Annotated in this window: 19 protein-coding genes and 1 pseudogene; 5 read left to right on the forward strand and 15 right to left on the reverse strand. The window is 45.6% G+C overall.

Annotated elements, in window-relative coordinates; all coding sequences use genetic code 11:
• Positions 1-385: pseudogene (locus ACP5L5_RS06255) on the reverse strand (hypothetical protein); the annotation flags it as partial.
• Positions 386-590: 205 nt separating this feature from the next.
• Positions 591-749 carry a hypothetical protein gene (locus ACP5L5_RS06260; protein WP_158304799.1) on the reverse strand — a complete coding sequence of 53 codons (159 nt, stop codon included), beginning with the start codon at positions 747-749 and terminating at the stop codon, positions 591-593.
• Positions 750-847: 98 nt separating this feature from the next.
• Between ACP5L5_RS06260 and ACP5L5_RS06265 the strand changes: the two genes are divergently transcribed.
• Both ACP5L5_RS06265 and ACP5L5_RS06270 read left to right on the forward strand, forming a co-directional pair.
• A complete protein-coding gene (locus ACP5L5_RS06265) occupies positions 848-1,861 on the forward strand; it encodes a PhoU domain-containing protein (protein WP_428762417.1) in 1,014 nt (337 codons plus the stop codon).
• Positions 1,861-2,508, forward strand: coding sequence for a class I SAM-dependent methyltransferase (locus ACP5L5_RS06270; RefSeq protein ID WP_428762419.1), 648 nt, complete (start codon positions 1,861-1,863; stop codon positions 2,506-2,508). The genes ACP5L5_RS06265 and ACP5L5_RS06270 overlap by 1 nt, the downstream gene beginning before the upstream one ends.
• 5 nt (positions 2,509-2,513) lie before the next feature.
• On the opposite strand, the gene ACP5L5_RS06275 is transcribed toward ACP5L5_RS06270, so the two are convergent.
• From ACP5L5_RS06275 to sufB (ACP5L5_RS06285), 3 genes are all read right to left on the reverse strand, one after another.
• Positions 2,514-3,707: a SufB/SufD family protein gene (locus ACP5L5_RS06275; RefSeq protein WP_428762421.1), complete on the reverse strand. Its 1,194-nt coding sequence runs from the start codon at positions 3,705-3,707 to the stop codon at positions 2,514-2,516.
• A 34-nt stretch (positions 3,708-3,741) separates the two neighbouring features.
• A complete protein-coding gene (gene sufB / locus ACP5L5_RS06280) occupies positions 3,742-5,175 on the reverse strand; it encodes a Fe-S cluster assembly protein SufB (protein WP_013604778.1) in 1,434 nt (477 codons plus the stop codon).
• A gap of 66 nt (positions 5,176-5,241) precedes the next feature.
• Positions 5,242-6,663 (reverse strand): Fe-S cluster assembly protein SufB, encoded by a 1,422-nt coding sequence (gene sufB, locus ACP5L5_RS06285; RefSeq protein WP_428762423.1) that lies wholly within the window; start codon positions 6,661-6,663, stop codon positions 5,242-5,244.
• A gap of 116 nt (positions 6,664-6,779) precedes the next feature.
• On the opposite strand from sufB (ACP5L5_RS06285), the gene sufC reads away from it, so the two are divergent.
• Together sufC and pyrC are read left to right on the forward strand one after the other, a co-directional pair.
• A complete protein-coding gene (sufC, locus tag ACP5L5_RS06290) occupies positions 6,780-7,544 on the forward strand; it encodes a Fe-S cluster assembly ATPase SufC (RefSeq protein WP_428762425.1) in 765 nt (254 codons plus the stop codon).
• A 46-nt stretch (positions 7,545-7,590) separates the two neighbouring features.
• Complete coding sequence (gene pyrC / locus ACP5L5_RS06295; protein ID WP_428762427.1) at positions 7,591-8,907, forward strand: dihydroorotase; 1,317 nt, start codon at positions 7,591-7,593, stop codon at positions 8,905-8,907.
• Positions 8,908-8,940: 33 nt separating this feature from the next.
• On the opposite strand, the gene ACP5L5_RS06300 is transcribed toward pyrC, so the two are convergent.
• The 8 genes from ACP5L5_RS06300 to trpA form a co-directional block, all read right to left on the reverse strand.
• Positions 8,941-9,279, reverse strand: a complete 339-nt coding sequence (locus tag ACP5L5_RS06300; protein WP_428762429.1) for an AbrB/MazE/SpoVT family DNA-binding domain-containing protein — start codon at positions 9,277-9,279, stop codon at positions 8,941-8,943.
• 262 nt (positions 9,280-9,541) lie between these two features.
• Entirely contained in the window at positions 9,542-10,162 is a 621-nt protein-coding gene (locus ACP5L5_RS06305) for a LysE family transporter (RefSeq protein ID WP_428762431.1), read from the reverse strand.
• A gap of 158 nt (positions 10,163-10,320) precedes the next feature.
• Positions 10,321-10,902: an anthranilate synthase component II gene (locus ACP5L5_RS06310; protein ID WP_428762433.1), complete on the reverse strand. Its 582-nt coding sequence runs from the start codon at positions 10,900-10,902 to the stop codon at positions 10,321-10,323.
• Positions 10,903-12,168 carry an anthranilate synthase component I family protein gene (locus ACP5L5_RS06315; protein ID WP_428762435.1) on the reverse strand — a complete coding sequence of 422 codons (1,266 nt, stop codon included), beginning with the start codon at positions 12,166-12,168 and terminating at the stop codon, positions 10,903-10,905.
• A complete protein-coding gene (locus tag ACP5L5_RS06320; protein ID WP_428762436.1) occupies positions 12,155-12,802 on the reverse strand; it encodes a phosphoribosylanthranilate isomerase in 648 nt (215 codons plus the stop codon). The genes ACP5L5_RS06315 and ACP5L5_RS06320 overlap by 14 nt, the downstream gene beginning before the upstream one ends.
• Positions 12,799-13,803, reverse strand: a complete 1,005-nt coding sequence (trpD, locus tag ACP5L5_RS06325; RefSeq protein ID WP_428762438.1) for an anthranilate phosphoribosyltransferase — start codon at positions 13,801-13,803, stop codon at positions 12,799-12,801. The genes ACP5L5_RS06320 and trpD overlap by 4 nt, the downstream gene beginning before the upstream one ends.
• A 6-nt stretch (positions 13,804-13,809) precedes the next feature.
• Positions 13,810-15,051 (reverse strand): TrpB-like pyridoxal phosphate-dependent enzyme, encoded by a 1,242-nt coding sequence (locus tag ACP5L5_RS06330; RefSeq protein ID WP_428762440.1) that lies wholly within the window; start codon positions 15,049-15,051, stop codon positions 13,810-13,812.
• Entirely contained in the window at positions 15,048-15,767 is a 720-nt protein-coding gene (gene trpA, locus ACP5L5_RS06335; RefSeq protein ID WP_428762442.1) for a tryptophan synthase subunit alpha, read from the reverse strand. The genes ACP5L5_RS06330 and trpA overlap by 4 nt, the downstream gene beginning before the upstream one ends.
• 157 nt (positions 15,768-15,924) lie before the next feature.
• On the opposite strand from trpA, the gene ACP5L5_RS06340 reads away from it, so the two are divergent.
• On the forward strand, positions 15,925-16,668 hold the full coding sequence (locus tag ACP5L5_RS06340; RefSeq protein WP_428762443.1) for an indole-3-glycerol-phosphate synthase: 744 nt from the start codon (positions 15,925-15,927) through the stop codon (positions 16,666-16,668).
• Here ACP5L5_RS06340 and ACP5L5_RS06345 read toward each other — a convergent pair.
• Together ACP5L5_RS06345 and aroA are read right to left on the reverse strand one after the other, a co-directional pair.
• Positions 16,655-17,092, reverse strand: a complete 438-nt coding sequence (locus ACP5L5_RS06345; protein ID WP_013604791.1) for a 2-oxoacid:acceptor oxidoreductase family protein — start codon at positions 17,090-17,092, stop codon at positions 16,655-16,657. The two genes, ACP5L5_RS06340 and ACP5L5_RS06345, sit on opposite strands and share 14 nt — an antisense overlap.
• A 116-nt stretch (positions 17,093-17,208) precedes the next feature.
• Positions 17,209-18,510 (reverse strand): 3-phosphoshikimate 1-carboxyvinyltransferase, encoded by a 1,302-nt coding sequence (gene aroA, locus ACP5L5_RS06350; protein ID WP_428762444.1) that lies wholly within the window; start codon positions 18,508-18,510, stop codon positions 17,209-17,211.
• Between the last annotated feature and the right edge of the window lie 49 nt (positions 18,511-18,559).

Raw genomic sequence — 18,559 nt, forward strand, 5'->3', positions numbered from 1 at the left:
AACCGCTTACCTCACGTAACACGCCCCAGCGGACCCTCCTAAATACTAGACCTATGACTATGGGTATCACCAAAGCCGCAATGACCTCGTATAGGTAGAGTCCGTGGGCCTCTGAAATCACCGTATACTCTCCGTAGAGCATTAGCCCTGAGGCTATTATTGACGGTACCACGTACCAACCCCTCAGGTACCCTATTGATGCCACCATAACTATGAATAGCGTTAGGTATAGGTCGGCCACCGATGGGTATATCGTTATTAGGTAAAACCCCGAATAATTAATTAGGCTGATTATTGCTAGGGCTATGACTAAGGCGGGCACTATAGCCCTAACCCTATTAATCCCAAGGCCATGGTACAGCAGGTAATACGGTAATACTGGCATTATCAATAGTGATACTGATAATGGGCGCTGTGATATTCGTGTACGGTTACTACATACCCACTGGAAAATCCGTGAGCAGTAGCAGCAACACCGCGCATACTCAATCCCAATCAACACCGACCTGGGGAGCATCATCATCAAGTAGCTCAAACACGTCATCCTCAACCCAACAATCCTCAACAACTCCCTCATCCATAAGCCCACCTCAGCAGTCCTCCAGCTCCAACAGTTCAAGTACACCATCAACAACGTCTTCATCATCCACAACACAGAGCACAACAACAAACTCAACCACGACAAGTTCCTCCCAACAATCATCAAGTAGCTCGTCAAAGTCAAGCTCACCAACGTGGGGCTGATACACCCCTTAGTGTCGAGAATCACTAAAATCTAGGTATTTTTCTTTCTTTGAGGAAAAGTAAATTTATTATGCTTAGTACAGGGCTGTAATTATTGAGAGTGATGGTTGAGGAGGAGGTTAGGAAGGTTGTGGTTTCGGGTAGGTCTTCAATAGCCATTACAATACCCAAGAAGTGGGTCTCCGCCCTGGGCATTAGTGCTGGTTCCCACGTTCTACTGCGTTTTATGGGTGATCACATTGCCGTAATACCCATAGGCCGTCTAGCCCGTGGTTCCGGTATTAACAATGTTGTTGAGGTTGATAGGGAGAACCCTGAGTACGTACTTAGGAAGTTAATAACCCATTACCTAAGGGGTGTTGATGAGGTTAGGGTTAGGCTTGGTAAGTATGTTGGTATTAAGGAGGAGGTTAAGGAGTTAGTTAAGGAGAGGATTTCTGGTGCTGAGGTTATTGAGGAGGATAATAATTACGTGGTGTTTAGATTCGTAACACCGGCGCCCGAGGTACCCATTAGGAGGCTGCTAAATAGGATGATATTAACAGTGCTTGGCATGTTTAAGGACTCACTCGACATACTCAGTGGTTCGAGCCTCGATCCTGGGGACATAATTGATAGGGACAATGAGGTTGATAGGTTATACCTACTCATTGAGAGGTTGGTGATGATGGGCATCACCGACCAATCAATACTCTCTAGATTGGAGGTTAATAGTTCCAGGGAGCTTGTGAATGCACTAATGGTTTCTAAGTCGATAGAGAGGTCTGGTGATCATTCATGGAGGATTGCCCAAATAATTAGTGAGGCGTATCAATCATGTTGTAAATTAAGTGATTTACCAATAGTGAGGGATGTTGTTGAACTTGGTCTAAACTCCGTAGATATACTTAGGAAGTCCGTTATGTCCTTTATAAATGGTGATGTTGATGAAGCCATGGAGGTCCTGGATAGGAGGATTGCCATGAGGAGTAAGAGCCTTGAGGTTATTAAGTCAATTTATGGCAGTGGACTTCACGTTGATATTGGTGGTAGGTTGATGATGATTGTGGAGAGTATTAGGAGGGTCTCCGAGTATAGTTATGATATTGCTGAAATAACGCTTGATACGTATGGGTGATGGCTCTGTCATCAATACCAATATTCAATAAATACGCTAGGGATTACGATAATTGGTACGTGAAGCACGTGGATACGGCAGAGTCCGAGATTAAGGCAGTCTCAATGCTGGTGCCTAAGGGCCTTGGCATTGAGATTGGTGTTGGTAGCGGGTTCTTTGCAGGTAGGGTTGGTATACCAATGGGTCTAGAGCCCGCCATTGCAATGGCCGAGTTAGCTAGGGATAGGGGTATTGATGTTATGGTTGGTGTTGGTGAGTCCATGCCCCTCAGAGATTCATCCTTTGATTACACGGTTATTGTGGTGACCATATGCTTCCTTGATGATCCGAGGAAAACCCTTACTGAGGTTCACAGAATACTCAGGCCAGGCGGTAGGTTAATAACCTGTATTGTGCCTAGGGATAGTGATCACGGCAGGTACTACATGGAATTAGGTAGGAAGGGGCATAGGTTTTACCGAGCAGCTCATTTCTACACCGTTAATGAGATTAAGAGAACCCTGGAGCCCCTTGGGTTCTCAGTGAGTGATAGGGTCGTTGCCGTACTGTCCAGGGGAGTTGGTGAGTACTTTGAGGAACCCAAATTCGTTAAGTTAAGTGAGGCAGAGCGATTTGGCTTTGCATGTATTGAGGCAATACGTGAGTAACGCACCTAGTCCTTAATCACTATCTTACTCATTATTAGTGATCTAATGGCCTCAGCATCAACCGCGTACTCCCTGGGTAGTGACTCAATGAATTGAGAGACAACCTCATGTATTATTAGGTCCGTAACCTCATCCTTACTAATACCCCTAAGCCTCAGGTAATTAACCTGGTCCTCGTCTGGTGAGGCATCAGCCGCGCTGTGCCTAGCCCCATTAACATCACCAGTATCGACCATTATTATTGGCACCGAGGCTGCGTAGGCGCCCTCATTCATCACGAAGACCTTGCCCTCAACGCTCGTGTCACTCCACCTTGCGCTATTCATTATCCTGCCCAGAGCCCTATGTATTATGAAGGACTTATCCCTGGCTATCCCCAGTACCCTTGAGTAACTCGTTCCATACTCACCAGTGTGTACCGCATTGATTTGGTAATCAATCCTTGAGGCTCCATAACCAATCTCAAGGCCTAGATGGTTTAGATTGCTTTTCCTGCCCTGGAGTAAGTAGTCCTCTCTATGGTGGTTCATTGAGCCTCCCATTATTAATGAGCGGGCATTTATTGATGATTCCTCACCAGCGATGACCTTAATCAATGCATATGCAGGGACTTGCTCATGAACGTCCGTGAATAATACATTCAATTTAGAACCCCTACCTAGGTAGACCTCGACCGTGGTTGATGGGCAACCCCCAGAACCAATTGTGAATAGGCCAAGTGATGCTGTGACGCCATCATTAACAAGCACCGTGTAATGTGTTGGTAATAGCATGGGCTTCTCTATGGAGGCTATAATGCCTATTCTGAGCGGTTCGTTTAAATCCTCATTAATCTCCACGTATGCGCCATTCACGAGGTTGGCAACATGCCTAGCAATGGCCCTTGACTCAGAAATATCAATTGACCTAAATAGTAATTTACCTAGTTCCTCACCTATTTCGTTAATGCTCATCACGTGGGTACCTCTTGGTATCTTCGTAATGCCTATACCACCATTTACCGATACAATATTGGGTTCATAGGGCATATTGGTGATCAATGGAGTGGGAAGAGCCTCCATGGTTGGGTCACTACACTTCTCAAAGGCGCTCCAGTCCGTGTAGTACTTAACTGACGGTGAATCCTTAATTTGTTGGTAGGGTATTTTCTGGGCAATCTCCCTAGCCCTAAGCTTCAATTCATCAAGCCACTTAACCATTCAAGACCACCTAGTTTTTACCTAGCCTTTTAAGTCATCCTACCTTAGATAACTTACTGAATTCGAGTTCAATAACCCTATTTAGCGTCATTGCGTACTCAGTGGGTAGGCGAACGGTTATGTCCTGGATAAAACCAAGCACTATCAGGCTCCTGGCGGTTCCCTCATCGAAACCACGGCTACGTAGGTAGAACAACTTGTCCTCGCTTATTCTTCCTGTATAGGCTTCGTGGGTAACTGTGGCAGTATCCTCAAACACTTGGTCGTGGGGTATTGTGTAGGCCCTTGACTTATCATCAAGTATTAATGAGTCGCATGATACTGAGGATCTCGTGTACTTAGCGCCCTCCCTAACATAAACCAGACCCCTATAAACCACTGTGCCTCCATTAATACTTACGCTCTTATTAACAATCTTGCTTGAAGTCCTTGGTGCATCATGGTATGCCTTAGCCCCATTCTCCTTCCAGAATGGCCCATTGGCTATGGTAACGCCTATAATGCTCGTCCTGGCACCCTCACCCTTGAGTACCGTGCTTGGGTACGTATAACTAACTTTACTACCTAGGCTACCCTCAACCCACTCAACCGTCGAGTTCTCCATGGCCAACGCCCTCTTATTATTAAAATTAATAATGTTCCTACTCCAGTTCTGTATTGTGTTAATCCTTAGGTGGGCATTCCTCGCTGCATAGCCCTCAACCATACCATCATGGAAACTAAAGCCCTTGTAAACGGGAGCTGCGCAACCCTCAAGCCACTCAACACTTGCGCCCTCATCAGCAATTATTAATGAGTGCTCGAACTGACCTTCACCAGAACTACCTATTAGGAAGAAGGATTCTATGGGCATGTCGAGCTTGACACCAGGTGGTACATAGACGAATGTACCGCCACTCCATAAAGCAACATGCAACGCCGCAAACTTGTGCTCGCCAGGTGGGAATATTCTTGAGAAGTACTGCTTTACTAGGTCAGGATACCTCTTAACAGCCTCATCCATTGTGGTCACCACAGCCCCCTTCTCCTCAAGGTACTTCTTTACATGTAGGTAAACAACCTCAGAATCAAATTGGCCAAGTAATCCAGCCAGCACCCTGGCCTCGAGTTCAGGCATGCCTAAGGCCTCATAGTACTTTCTAATCTCCTTGGGTACGTCGTCCCAAGACCCAGCCTTCTCCACACTGGGTTTGGCATAGAGCACCAGGGACTCCAGGTCAATCTCCTCCTTAATAGGCAACCACTTAGGCTCTGGCAACTTCTCGAACATTTCAAGGGCCCTAAGCCTAAGCCTCCTCATCCAATCAGGCTCACCCTTAATCCTACTAATTTCCTCAATCATATCCTTAGTAATCCTACCCCTAATGACGGCCTCCCAGGGCAACCTCTCCATTTCCGGCCCAAGTAACTCCTCAACTGAGCTTTTCTCAATAACGGTCTTCAAAGACTCTGTCGATTCACTAACCATCAGTGTCACCGAACTCCTCTACTGTGGTTCTTTAAAAACCGGTTCCGGGAAATAAAATATAATGAACTACCCAACACCGCCCATCCTCGATAGCTCAAGCTCAATGGCCTTATTGAAAATGGACATGTATTCAACGGGTAGGTTAATCATAACGTCATGGAAATAACCAAGGACTATTAGGCTACGGGCCTCCTCCTCACTAAGGCCGCGACTACGTAGGTAGAACAACTTATCCTCACCAATCCTCCCAGTATAGGCCTCGTGAGTCACGGTTGCCGTCTCCTCAAAAACCTGCTCATGGGGTATTGTGTAAGCCTTGGAATTATCATCCAGAATAAGTGATTCACAACTGACAGAGGACTTAGCGTATCTGGCTCCGTCCCTAACATACACGAGACCCCTATACACTGAAGTACCGCCGTTGAGACTAACGCCCTTACTAACAACCTTACTATACGTGTGCGGTGCACTATGGAATACCTTGGCCCCCTCCTCCTTCCACGTTGGCCCATTAGCAAGGGCAACACTTGTTATTGTCGTCCTCGCATTAACACCCTTAAGAACACTCATTGGGTACACAATCGTTACCTTACCACCCAGGGAACCACTCAACCAATCAACACTCGCGTTATCCTCAATAATAGCCCTATTATTGCCAAAGTAAATAACATCCTTACTCCAGTTCTTTAGGTCTATGAGCCTAACCCTAGCGCCCCTGTGTATGTATGCCTCGGTCATACCATCATGAAGACTAAGCCCAGTGAATACTGGTGCTGCGCAGGCAACTATGAACTCAGCACTTGCGCCCTCACCAACAACAATTAGTGAATGCTCAAACTGCCCAACACCAGCACTACTTATTAGTATGACTAGTTCAATGGGCATCTTAACATGGACACCAGGCGGCACATAAACAAAAACACCACCACCCCAAAGGGCTATGTTTAACGACGCGAACTTATACTCCGGTGGAAAAACCCTAGCGAAGTACTGCTTTACTAGGTCAGGATACCTCTTAACAGCCTCATCCATGCTCATCGCAATGACCCCAGCCCTCTCAAGATCCTTCTTAATGCTCTCGTAAGTAATCCCACCATCAACCTGCCCAATAACCCCAGACAAAACCTTAGCCTCGAGTTCAGGTATCTTAAGCGCCTCATAATACTCCCTCAACTCCCTGGGTAATTCATCCCATGACCTAGCCCTCTCAACACTTGGCTTTGCATATAAAACGAGAGACTCAAGGTCAATGTTACCCTCCAGGGGAAGCCAGTTAGGCCAGGGTTGTCTCTCGAACATTTCAAGGGCCCTAAGCCTAAGCCTCCTCATCCAATCAGGCTCACCCTTAATCCTACTAATTTCCTCAATCATATCCTTAGTAATCCTACCCCTAATCTCTACCTCCCACTTGATGGGCCTTGCATGGCCCAATATGCTCGAGAGCTCGCCCGTCCTTGCGATCTCGAGTTTAACGCCATCCCTACTCATGATTATTCCTAGATAGCGTTATAATTTTACATAACTATTAAGCTTTCTATTGATTGGTTCACATAGACACTGCCGAAAAGTTTTTAATCAGTGTCACAGAGGTTACGCGACCAATAATGGCAAGGCTTGATGTGATTAATCTAAGTGTTGAGGTTGATGGTAAGAGGATACTAAACAATGTTAACCTAACCGTTGAGTCAGGGGAGGTTGTTGCCATAATGGGGCCAAACGGTAGTGGAAAGACCACACTCTTCCTAACAATTGCTGGTCATCCGAGGTATAATGTGGTCAATGGTGACATTAGGCTTGATGGCGAGTCAATACTAAAGCTATACCCTGAAGAGAGGGTTCAGAGGGGTGTATTGCTTGCCCTGCAGAGCCCCACTCCCGTCCCTGAGGTTAGATTATCGACTTTAATAACTGCAATGCTAAATAAGAAGGCTGGCAAGCGCATAACTGATCCACCGCCACCGCAGGCCATTGCTGAAATGACGAAGCTAACCACGGAGCTTGGTCTAAGGCCTGAGCATTTGACGAGGGGTGTGCATGCTGGATTTAGTGGTGGTGAGTCTAAGAGGGCTGAGATGCTTCAACTCCTTATGTACAGGCCTAAGGTAGCCATGCTTGATGAACCTGATTCGGGTCTTGATGTTGATGGTATAGCCATAATAGGTAGGTCAATAGCTAGGCTTGCCCAGGAGGGTACGGCAATACTAGTCACCACGCATCATGCGGAAATACTTCATTACGTTAAGCCTACCCGCGTCATTGTGATGGCTAGGGGTTCCGTGGTTCACGTTGGTGGGGAGGGGGTTGTTAAGATGATTGAGTCCATGGGTTATGAAAGGTTCTTTAGGGAGGTAGTGAAATTGAATGCATAAGCAGGGCAGTGGATAACTTATAATTAAGGGCTTGTAATTATTCATAATGAGTATTTCCAGGGTTAATACGTTAATTAGGGCTAGGGCTTATGTAAGGGGTAGTGTTAAGGAGGTCTACATAGGTATTACTGGTAGTGAGATAGCCTACGTGGGTAATGAACCAGTTGAGACCGAGAATAGGGTGGAATTACCCAGTCAATATATTGTGCTTCCTGGCCTTGTGGACATCCACGTGCACTTCAGGGATTTCGATCTATCCTATAAGGAGGATGCTGTTAGCGGGTCGCAGGCTGCATTGGCCGGTGGTTATGTGGCTGTTGGTGACATGCCCAATACGAAACCTCCAATAAAGACGGTGGAGTTATTGAGGAGGAAGATTGAGGAGTTTAATAGAAAGACTGGTATGCACATTAGGCATTATTTTGGTGCTCCCCAGGAGCTGTCGGTGCTTAAGGAGGCGCTTGATAATGGTGCCTACGCCATTGGTGAGGTACTTCCCGAGGAAGTTGCTGAGTATGGCGGTGATCAATACCTGGAAGCCCTATTTAAGGAGGCTGCTAGGGTTGGTATACCAATCATAATGCATTGTGAGGACTCATTAATTATTAATCAGTATAGTGGGCCTAGGGATTTTGAGCATCACAACGTGATTAGGAACCCGAGGGCTGAATTGGCCTGCATACACAATGTTATTAGGTTGGTGTATAGGTATGGTACGAAGACCCACATAACACACCTAACGCTCCCTCAATCAATAGGTATAATTAAGTCAAGTGGTCTCGACATAACCTTCGATGTAACCCCACACCACATGCTCCTGAGTCAGGAGGAGTGCCTTGCCCGGGCTGAGAAACCTGCCTATTGCAAGGTTAATCCACCGCTTAGGGATGAGCCAACGAGGAGGGAGTTACTGGCAATGTTCGTTAGGGGTGAAATACCCATTGTGGCTAGTGATCACGCACCACATGCGGATTGGGAGAAGGATAAGCCCTATGATGAGGCACCACCGGGTATTGTTGGTCTTGAAACAACGGCACCATTATTACTTACGCTGTGGCGTCGTGGATTCACGGACCTAGGCACAGTAATGAGAGCCATTCAGGAGAGGCCGGCCAAGTTCCTTGGACTTAATATAGGGATTAGGCAAGGCTCATGCGCTGACCTAGCAATAATAAATACAAAGGCTAGGCATAGGATAGAGCCCGAGAAGTTTAGGTCTAGGGCTAAGTTCTCGCCGTTTAAGGGTTTTGAGGTTGATATTGCCGTAGTCGCGACAATACTTCACGGTAAATTGACCTACCTAAATGAGGAGTATATGAATAACACGGTAATGAAGACCCTGGAGAACGCATTGCCGCATTAGGCGCTATATTCCTATTAATTTAGTTTAAAGTAGTTATTCCCTAATCCTTCCATTAATTACCTGTTCAGTGCTAACCTCCTTAATCCTTAAGGGCCTTACATCAAGTATCTCTACTTCATCCAACGGCATTACACCATACTTCTCCCTTACTTCCCTGGGTATTGTGAATTGCCTAGATGCGGTATGCCTAGTCCTAAGGAGGAGGGTCTTCCTCAACGTAATCACTTCACCATTATGCCTAATTGTTATATCGGCATACCTAACCCAGTCAATGCCCAAGGCCCTAACAAGCCTTGCAGGCAGAAGCACCTGGTTATTGACGTATATCTTGGTCCTGTAGGGAAGACCATCAACGGGCTTTGGACTTGGCATCTTAATTACTAAGTTCAATCCCTAAATAAAAGGCTTTCGATAAAGACAACAAAGAGGAATTGATAAAAGAGGTCAAGGTGTTGAAGGCAGGTTTATGAGAAATATTAATTTTGAAATCACTAATTATTTCCACATGACTCTCCAAAGCACGTGTTATTCCTCGTATGTTACCAATAACTAGGACTGATCATCAAATGGCATTGAGTAAGGGGGAATTTCACCACCCATGTTGGTGCAGTAATGCAGTTGTTACTTGATAGTATCATAGGGATTTAACTAGGGATATTATCATTGATATTCCGAAATTGGCTATTGCTATTGCAAGTATTATTAATAATGCCCTGTATACCGAGACCTTCAACCTACTGACGGAACCAAGGGATGCCATTAACGTTAACCATGCGTAGTCAAGCCACACGTGTGAAACATACAGTATTGCTATGCCGATTAAGTACATTGATTGAAAGGCCTCCATTATTAGGGGTGTGCCGACACCAATCCACCAGGCGATGAAATATGGATTGAACAGTGATAATGCAGCGCCGGTTATTATTGCTGAGCTATACTTAGGCACATCACTTATGCTGAAATTACTCCTAAGGGCATCCTTAAGTGTTAGGTAGGCGAAGAATAGTAGGAAGGCACCGCCAATAATGCCGAATACCGTACTAACAATGGGTATTTGGAAGATGCAATGAAGGCCATAGGCTATTGTAATGACTAGTGGTAATTCAACCGTCATATGCCCAACAGCCTCATTTAAGCCTGCCCTCCAGCCTACGCGCGCACCAAGGCTGACTGCTGATGCCGTGAGTGGGCCGGGCGCCAAGGCACCCGAGGCACTAATTATTATGACCTTAATTATAAAGCCTGGGTCAAGCACTAATTAGATTAAATAGCTTTATTTTTTAAGTATTTAGTCTTTATTCAATTTCCAAATACCCTGTACTCCCAAAAACCCGTAATCCCAAGAGGTGAATTAACCATTCGCAATATATTATTGTTGATGGTTTTATTATGATTATTGATGGATACGTATTTTCATCCTAGTGAAAGGAAGTTCTTTAGTATTTTCTTGCCCATTGGAGTTCCTATGCTCTCTGGGTGGAATTGAGTGCCAAATATCGGGTAATTCCTATGCTGTATTGCCATGACCTCATTATCATCCTCTGAAACCGCCGTAACGATTAACTCATTGGGTACGTCATCAATGACCAAGCTGTGATACCTCATACCCTCAATTCTCTCCGGTAATTCCTGGAATATTGGTGATGGATTTATCAACCTAATGATACTTGTCTTACCGTGCTTTATCGTTTCGGCGATCCTAATCCTAGCGCCAAAGGTGACACCAATCAATTGATGACCAAGGCAAATACCCAAAATAGGTAGTTTATCCTTGAAGTGTAGAATAACGTCCCTGGAAACACCAACATCCCTGGGGTTAAGTGGATTGCCGGGGCCTGGTGATATTATTATGCCGCTTGGTCTTAATCTCTCGATTACCTTAACCGTAACCTCATCATTCCTAAAAACCAGTGGCTTGGCTCCGAGTTCACCCACATATTGAGCAATATTATATGTGAATGAATCGTAATTATCAATAATAACCACAAGATCCACCTAAACCACCCCCATAGCAGTCTTCAGACTACCTAGTTTATGCTCGGTCTCCCGGAACTCAAGCTCTGGAACTGAGTCATACACAATACCAGCCCCTGCCTGTATCCTTACTATATTATTAAGAAGGAATAATGTCCTGATCATTATTGCGAATTCACCGCCATAACCATGCAATAGCCCTATGGCACCCGCATATGGACCCCGAGCCACATCCTCATACTTCGCGATTAATTCCATCGCCCTCGGTTTCGGTGCGCCACTAACGGTACCTGCGGGAAAAGTTGCGAATAAGGCATCAACAATGTCATTACCATGTTCCAGTATACCCTCAACCCTGGAGACAAGGTGCTGTACGCTTTGGTACTTCTCAATTGCGTACAGCTCCTTAACCCTAACAGTACCGAGTCTACACACCCTGCCAATGTCGTTCCTCGCCAGGTCAACGAGCATCACGTGCTCAGCCCTATCCTTAATACTATTGATCAACTCCTCCTCAAGTCTTAGGTCATCAATTGGGTCCTTACCCCTCGGTCTCGTCCCAGCTATTGGATGTGTCTCCACCCTATCACCATCAACCTTAATCAATAACTCGGGGCTTGTTCCCACTATGTACTTATCACTGAACTTGGCAATGTACATGTATGGTGATGGATTTAGGTCCGCAAGCCTAATGTAGAGGTTCATTATGTCACCCTTCACGGAGTAGTCCTCATACCTAGACAGGACTATTTGGAAAACCTCGCCATTCCTTATATCCTCAAGTGAATTCTCAACCCACCTAGTGAAATCCTCCTTCCTAGTACCCCCAATCCTACCAATAACCTCGAAATTACCCACATCCATAATGTCCTTACTCGGTAATTCACCCCTAACGTAGCCCCTACCCAGGAGGTTATCATAAATGACCACATTGCTTGGTATAAAGAATTCGGCGATAGGCCATTGCGGCCTTCTCAGGTAATTCCTTAGGTATGGTTCCATATGGATCACTGCCTCGTACGAGAGGTAGCCAAGGACTATATCACCACTCTCAAATTTACCGAGTTTCCTTGTTAAATCCTTCAATTCTCCGTATAGGTCATCATCCCAATCAACCACTAAACGCCTCGATACACCCCAGGCAACTATCGTATACCTAGACCTCTCGGGAAAGCCTGGCCCACTCTCAAGGAGTATTGCGAAATCCTCACCAGACTTAAGTAATTGATTGATCAACTCCCTGGGCCTTGGTAGGTATTGAATCGGTACCTTCCTAACACTTGACACCCTTAACCACCTCCGCAATCCTCCTCACCAAATCCCCATCCTTAACTCCAGGTTTTTTCTCAACACCAGAACTCACATCCACCAGGTAGGGCTTATAACTAACCACAATGGGTGCATTACTTGGGTTTATACCACCGGCAATGCCAACCTTGGGTACACCACCAACCCTCCTAATTACACTGAGTGGTATCTTAAGCCCGTGCTCATACGTCCTAAACCCAACCTTAGGTGCATCTATGAGCACATACTCAATATAATTCCTGGGGGCTATATCGAGGGCTTTCTCGATGATGAAATCATCACCCGCATACGCCATTGCCAGGGCTAACCTAATACCATGTTGATTAAGTAGGTCAATGGCTTCGTCTGTTACGGTTGTATCTCCATGATATTGAACAACATCAAAGCCAAGTTCACCAACCAACTTAATCGCACTGGCCACGTCTAATCCCTCAACAACACCCACTGTCCTAACACCCCTAACTGCATTAATTATTTCCCTAGCCCTACCGCGATCAACCAGCCTAGGTGTTGGCACGCTTGAATGTACAATCACACCAACATAATCAGCATACTTACTAGCCATCACAGCGTCCCTCTGACTTGCAACTCCGCAAATCTTTAGTAGTGTCATGATTTGCTCACCCTAGCTAATTCATTAACGTAGTCCCAGAACTCATCATTTAGGTTGGTCTCTACGTACTCAACACCATCCCTAATATCCTTAACAACGCCTGCAATGTAAAGTGTGAATGCGGTGTTTGCGATTATGAAGTCCCTGGCCGCCCTATCCCCACTTGAAACTGCGCGTCTCGTCTTCTCAACGCTCTCCAATGGGCTTGAAACCCTGACATCCCTTATATCATGAGTTCTTAACCCTAGGTCCCTGGGCTCAATGAAGTACTTATCAATCCTCCCTCCCCTGACCTCCGCCACTTCTGTTCTTCCGAAAACCGAGACCTCATCAATACCGGGTTCTCCATGTATTAGCACGGCATGCTCATAACCAAGCATTAATGCTGCCTCGGCCATCCTATCCATGAGCGCGGCCTCAGCAACACCAATTAATTGCCTAGTTAGTAATGCGGGGTTTGCCAATGGACCGACCAAGTTAAATATTGTCCTTATACCCAACTTCTTCCTAACCGGCATTACATTCTTCATGGCTGGGTGATAGGCAGGTGCGAAGGCAAAGGTGAAGCGATACCTAGTGGCCATCTCGGCCGCCTTATTAGGTGGCAGGTTTATATTGAAGCCCAAGGCCTCTAGAAAATCGGCGCTGCCTGATGTTGAGGATACACTCCTATTACCATGCTTAATCACGTGGGCGCCCAGGTAAGCCGCAATTAATGCTGCTGCCGTTGATGCATTGAGTGTGCCGAAGCCATCACCACCAGTACCAGCAGTATCCACGTACTTACCCCTTTCACTCACTGGTATTTTCATGCAGTAATCCCTCAGTGCTCTCGCAAAACCTGCGATTTCACTTGATGCTTCACCCCTCACTCTAAGTCCCATGAGCACTGCCGCGGACAGCGCCTCGTCAATGTTAGTCAACATGCCCCTGGCGGTGTCATAAGCCTCATCAACACTCAATGCAAACCCCCTCGCTATCTTCTCAAGTACGTCCCTCATGACACCTCACCTAGTATTGCTGTAGGCATCAACGTCCAGTAGGCCATGACCCGATAAATTGAAGAATATGACGGATCCCTTTGGCATTCTCTTCGCCTCGTCAATCGCAGCCTTTATCGCATGCGCAGACTCTGGGGCAGGTATTATACCCTCGGTCCTCGCGAATATCCTGGCCGCCTCCATAACCTCCTCCTGACCATAAGCCCTGGCCTCCACAACACCCTCCTTAACAAGCATTGAGAGACTTGGTGCAGCACCATGGTACCTAAGCCCAGCTGCGTGGGTTGGTGGTGGTACGTAGTCATGACCCAAGGTGAGCATCTTAACCATCGGTAATAAACCCCCAGTATCTGGGAAATCATACATGTACCTACCGCTGGTTAACTTTGGTGCTACCCTGGATTCAACGGCGAGGAACCTCGTCTTCTCAAAACCCTCATTTCTCAACTTAGCGCCTATCATTGGGAATGAGAAACCACTGAAGTTACTACCACCTCCAACACAACCAATCACTAGGTCCGGCTCCTCGGGCATTTGCTGTAGCACCTCCTGCCCGATGACTGTTTGGTGAAGGACTACGAAGCCCAATACGCTGCCTGGTATGTACTTCCTACCCTCACCCATTAGTGTGAACTCAATGGCCTCGGTAATCGCAAGTCCTAGGCTACCAGGGTGATCAGGCCTGGTCTTAAGTGCCTCCCTACCAAAACTCGTTAATTCGCTTGGGCTTGGATAAACATCGGCACCGTAAGTCCTCATGAAAAGAACCCTCTGTGCCTTGTTGAGGTATGAGTTCCTCGTCATGAACACGGTAGCCTTAACACTTAGTAATGCCGCTGCCAATGACACTGCGAGACCCCACTGACCAGCGCCAGTCTCTGTAACAACCTCCTTAGCACCATCCTTTATCGCATAATAAACCTGGGGTATTGCCGTATTTAACTTATGAGAGCCCGCTGGCAATGCACCCTCAAACTTATAGTAAATCTTAACACCATTACCCAAGGCCCTCTCTAGCCCATAGGCCCTCCTGAACGGTGTTGGTCTACCCATCCTCTCGTAGAGCTCCCTAACCTCATCGGGTATTGGCACATACCTAAGTGGCGTGAATTCCTGATCAATCAACTCACTGGGTAGTATCCTCATGAGCAATGCGATTCTGGAGTCAACTTCGTAGGGATCAATGGGTGGTGGTAATGGCTTTGGCAGATCCACATTTATGTTATACCAGTAATGGGGAATCATCATGGTAAACCACCCCTGAGGCTTGTCATGAATTCCACACATGCCCTTTGATCGTTTAGTTTATTCACAAGTGCCGTGCCGACAACCACGGCATCAGCGCCAGCGCTGATTACCAGCTTAACCATTTCTGGGGTATTTATGGCGAAACCGGCTATTAACGTGATATTGTCAACAAGCTTCCTGACCTCCCTAACATTCCTCTCAATATAAAGTGGTAGTTTTATGCCCGTAGCTGCGTAGAGACCTAGGTATATGAATAGTGGCTCGTACTTAATAAGAGTACCCACTAACGTGTATGGTGTATTACTCGATATGAAGAAGGTAGGTCTTAGTGAGTATTCCCTCATGGCATTTATGTAATTCTCAAGCATATCCAGGTGCTCAAATAATAGGTCTGGGAATAATACTGAGGATGCTCCAACTTCACTGGCTGTTTCAGTAACAAGCCCTAGATTGTTCACGTAATCATCAATATAACCCATGAGTATTGTTGGTACATCACCATACTTAGTCACCCTAATGGCATCTAGGCCCTTAAGCTCAGAGTCGAAGTGCGTCTTCCTTATCACTGGACCATCGTACTTAGGATTTTGTGTTGGTATTCCTATTTCGAGGAAGTCTGAAACCCCTGATAGGCATTTTACAGCCTTTAGGAACGTTTCTTTATTTGGGTACGTAGCAGTTATGTATGCGCCCAGGCCCGGTTTCCTTATGTCCATTGGGGCATGGAATCCACCAATAGGGATTGCTTGATAGGATTTAAAAGCTTTATGTATATATTGTTCGTTAATACTTATTCTCGTTCGGAAAATATTTATTAATATATAGGGAATATAAATAGGAAACACTTTTTATAATAATGTTATTTCACAACCCGTGGATTTCCTAGGCATAATTAATGAATTAACAAAAAAGCGTGTTGAGGCTGTTAAGGTTAATGCGAGGGCTCCGGGTATGCTTAGGGCAATTGAAAGACGCAATTCCGAGGGTTACCTAGCCCTGATAGCTGAGTACAAGAGGGCGAGCCCCAGCGGCGTTATTAGGCTTGACCTTGATCCCTGGACCTACTTCAACGCGGTCGGTCAATACGCCACTGGATTCAGCGTATTAGTTGAACCAATATACTTTCTCGGTTCACCTATCTTCGTGAAGATAGCCCTTAATTACGGTAAGCCAGTGCTGTATAAGGACTTCGTAATTAGCAGGGAGCAGATCAGGGAGGCTGGGGAACTAGGTGCAAGTTCAGTATTACTCATTAAGAGACTTGGTGGTAATGCGCTGTGGGACTTGGTGGACTATGCCATGGACCTGGGCTTAGAACCCCTTATTGAGGTTGATGATGAGAATGATGCCCTAGAGATCGTTAAGAGCAACCCAAACGTAATGCTTGGCATTAACTCCAGGGATTTAGGTGATTTATCAGTATCCCTGGATAGGGCTATTTCAATAATTAGAGCCGTTAGGAGTAAGGCCAATGTTATAATTGCTGAGAGTGGTGTTAGGGGTGTTAATGATGCAGTGAGATTGGCTAGAGAGGGCGCCAATGCCATACTTGTGGGTACTGCTTTAATGAGGAATGTGGAGTTAGCGAAGGAGTTCTCAGGCATTACCATTCATTAAGTAGTGCGTTGAGTATTAAATTAATCATGTGGGATGAATAATCAACACCAGCCCTCCTTAGCCCATTAATGTCAATGTTCATTACGTCACCATTAATGTTACCTGTGTATTTCATTACGAGTTCCCTGCTCGGCGCATTAATAATGAGTTTCTTGGCATTAAGTACCTCCTGGTTATTCTGAAGTAACCTGGCGTCAAATAGTACTGCAATTTCAGGGTTTATTACAGGTCCCCTAACGTAAACTGGCTCCTTAGAAATCCTTACATGTACCTTGGCCAGGGTCTCCCTACGCTCCGGGTCATACTCTGGGTAGGAGATTACGTAGAATCCCTGCTTAATTAGTGTTTGGGCAAGCTTATCAACTATTGCATGTATCCCGTCCCCACTCCTTCCGTAAAATATTATTTCATGTATTTCAGGCATATGACCCTTCAATGTTTAGCTTTTAATAAAAAGATTTGTATGAATTCTTAAGGAATTATAATTAGGAATTTCGTCAACAGTAGAAACACCAATAATACAGAAAATAAGCCTGGACGTTAAGGGGAGGCATTAATTATCCTCATTTCAGCGCCTAATTTCTCCAGGTCCCAAATGAAGGCTGGCCAGGACTTACTAATACCCTCCCAATTAATTATTGTTATTGGCTCCTTGGCTGATAAGGCACCGATTACGCTCATCATCACAATCCTATGATCATTTACGGCATCAATTTCACAACCACCTCTCATTTCATGCACGCCCTCTATCTCGATGATCCCATTAACCTCATCAATGTTCACACCAGCACCAAGGCACTTAAGGACACTGGCTACGCCCCTAAGCCTATTACTCTCCTTATAAACCAGGTGGTTAATGCCCACTATCCTTGACTTTCCATGAGCCCTCGCAAGCAATAGGGCTAGTGGCATTACGATATCCGGTGAATCACTTAGGTCTATGTTTAACGGTTTTAGATCCTTGACTGATGAACCCTTGACAATTACCGAGCCTTCCTTCTCCTCAATCTCCACACCAACCTCCCTAGCATACCTAATGAATGCGTACTCACTCTCGATTGCCCTATCCCTATGTAGATTTGTTATCCGTATATCCACACCAGTCAGTACAGAGAGAGTTGTGTAGTACGCAGCCAATGAGTAGTCACCAGGTATTACGAACTCCTCATTAACAGCCTTAAACTCCTGGGACCCACTTACGTAGATCATGTCATTATTCCCCTCTACGTTTATATTGAAGTCCTTGAGTACGTTAATTGTGGCGTCTATGTACGGGCGTGACTTCACAGGCGGTTTAATGCTTATTTCAATACCACCCTCAGTGAGTGGTGCAAGGTATAGGAGCGCTGATACGTATTGTGAGCTTATTGATCCACTTATCGTTACATAACCACCAACTAACTTACTACCAATAACCCTAATCACACTGCCTAATCTGTCGACTTTGGCATTTAGGTTCTTGAGTGCATTCAACAACTCATCCATTGGCCTACTAATGAGTGAACCCCTCGGTACTAATAGTGTTGTTCCATCGATACCCGAGTAAACCCCAGTTAATGTCCTAAGGGTAAACCCACTCTCGCCGGTATCAATAACCCTAAATCTCTCTAAAGTCACTTCACGCCTAATTCTGACGGAGTCATTCTTAACCTCAACCTCTGAAATTGGCTTAATACCCCTAATCATTGACCATGTGTCGTCACCCCAATTCAATTTCCTAAGTAAGACCCAAGTCCTCGAAAGAGCTGAGGCAAGGATGTACCTAAGGGTTAATGCCTTAGATGGTGGAGCCTCAACAATCCCCTCTCGAGCCCTAAAGCCATTAATAATTAATTTACTCATTCACTATCACTATTTACCTTAAGGTAAAAAGTTTTGTGGATTCATTGAA

This window comes from Vulcanisaeta sp., assembly GCF_049966235.1.
GTDB classification, from domain to species: domain Archaea; phylum Thermoproteota; class Thermoprotei; order Thermoproteales; family Thermocladiaceae; genus Vulcanisaeta; species Vulcanisaeta moutnovskia.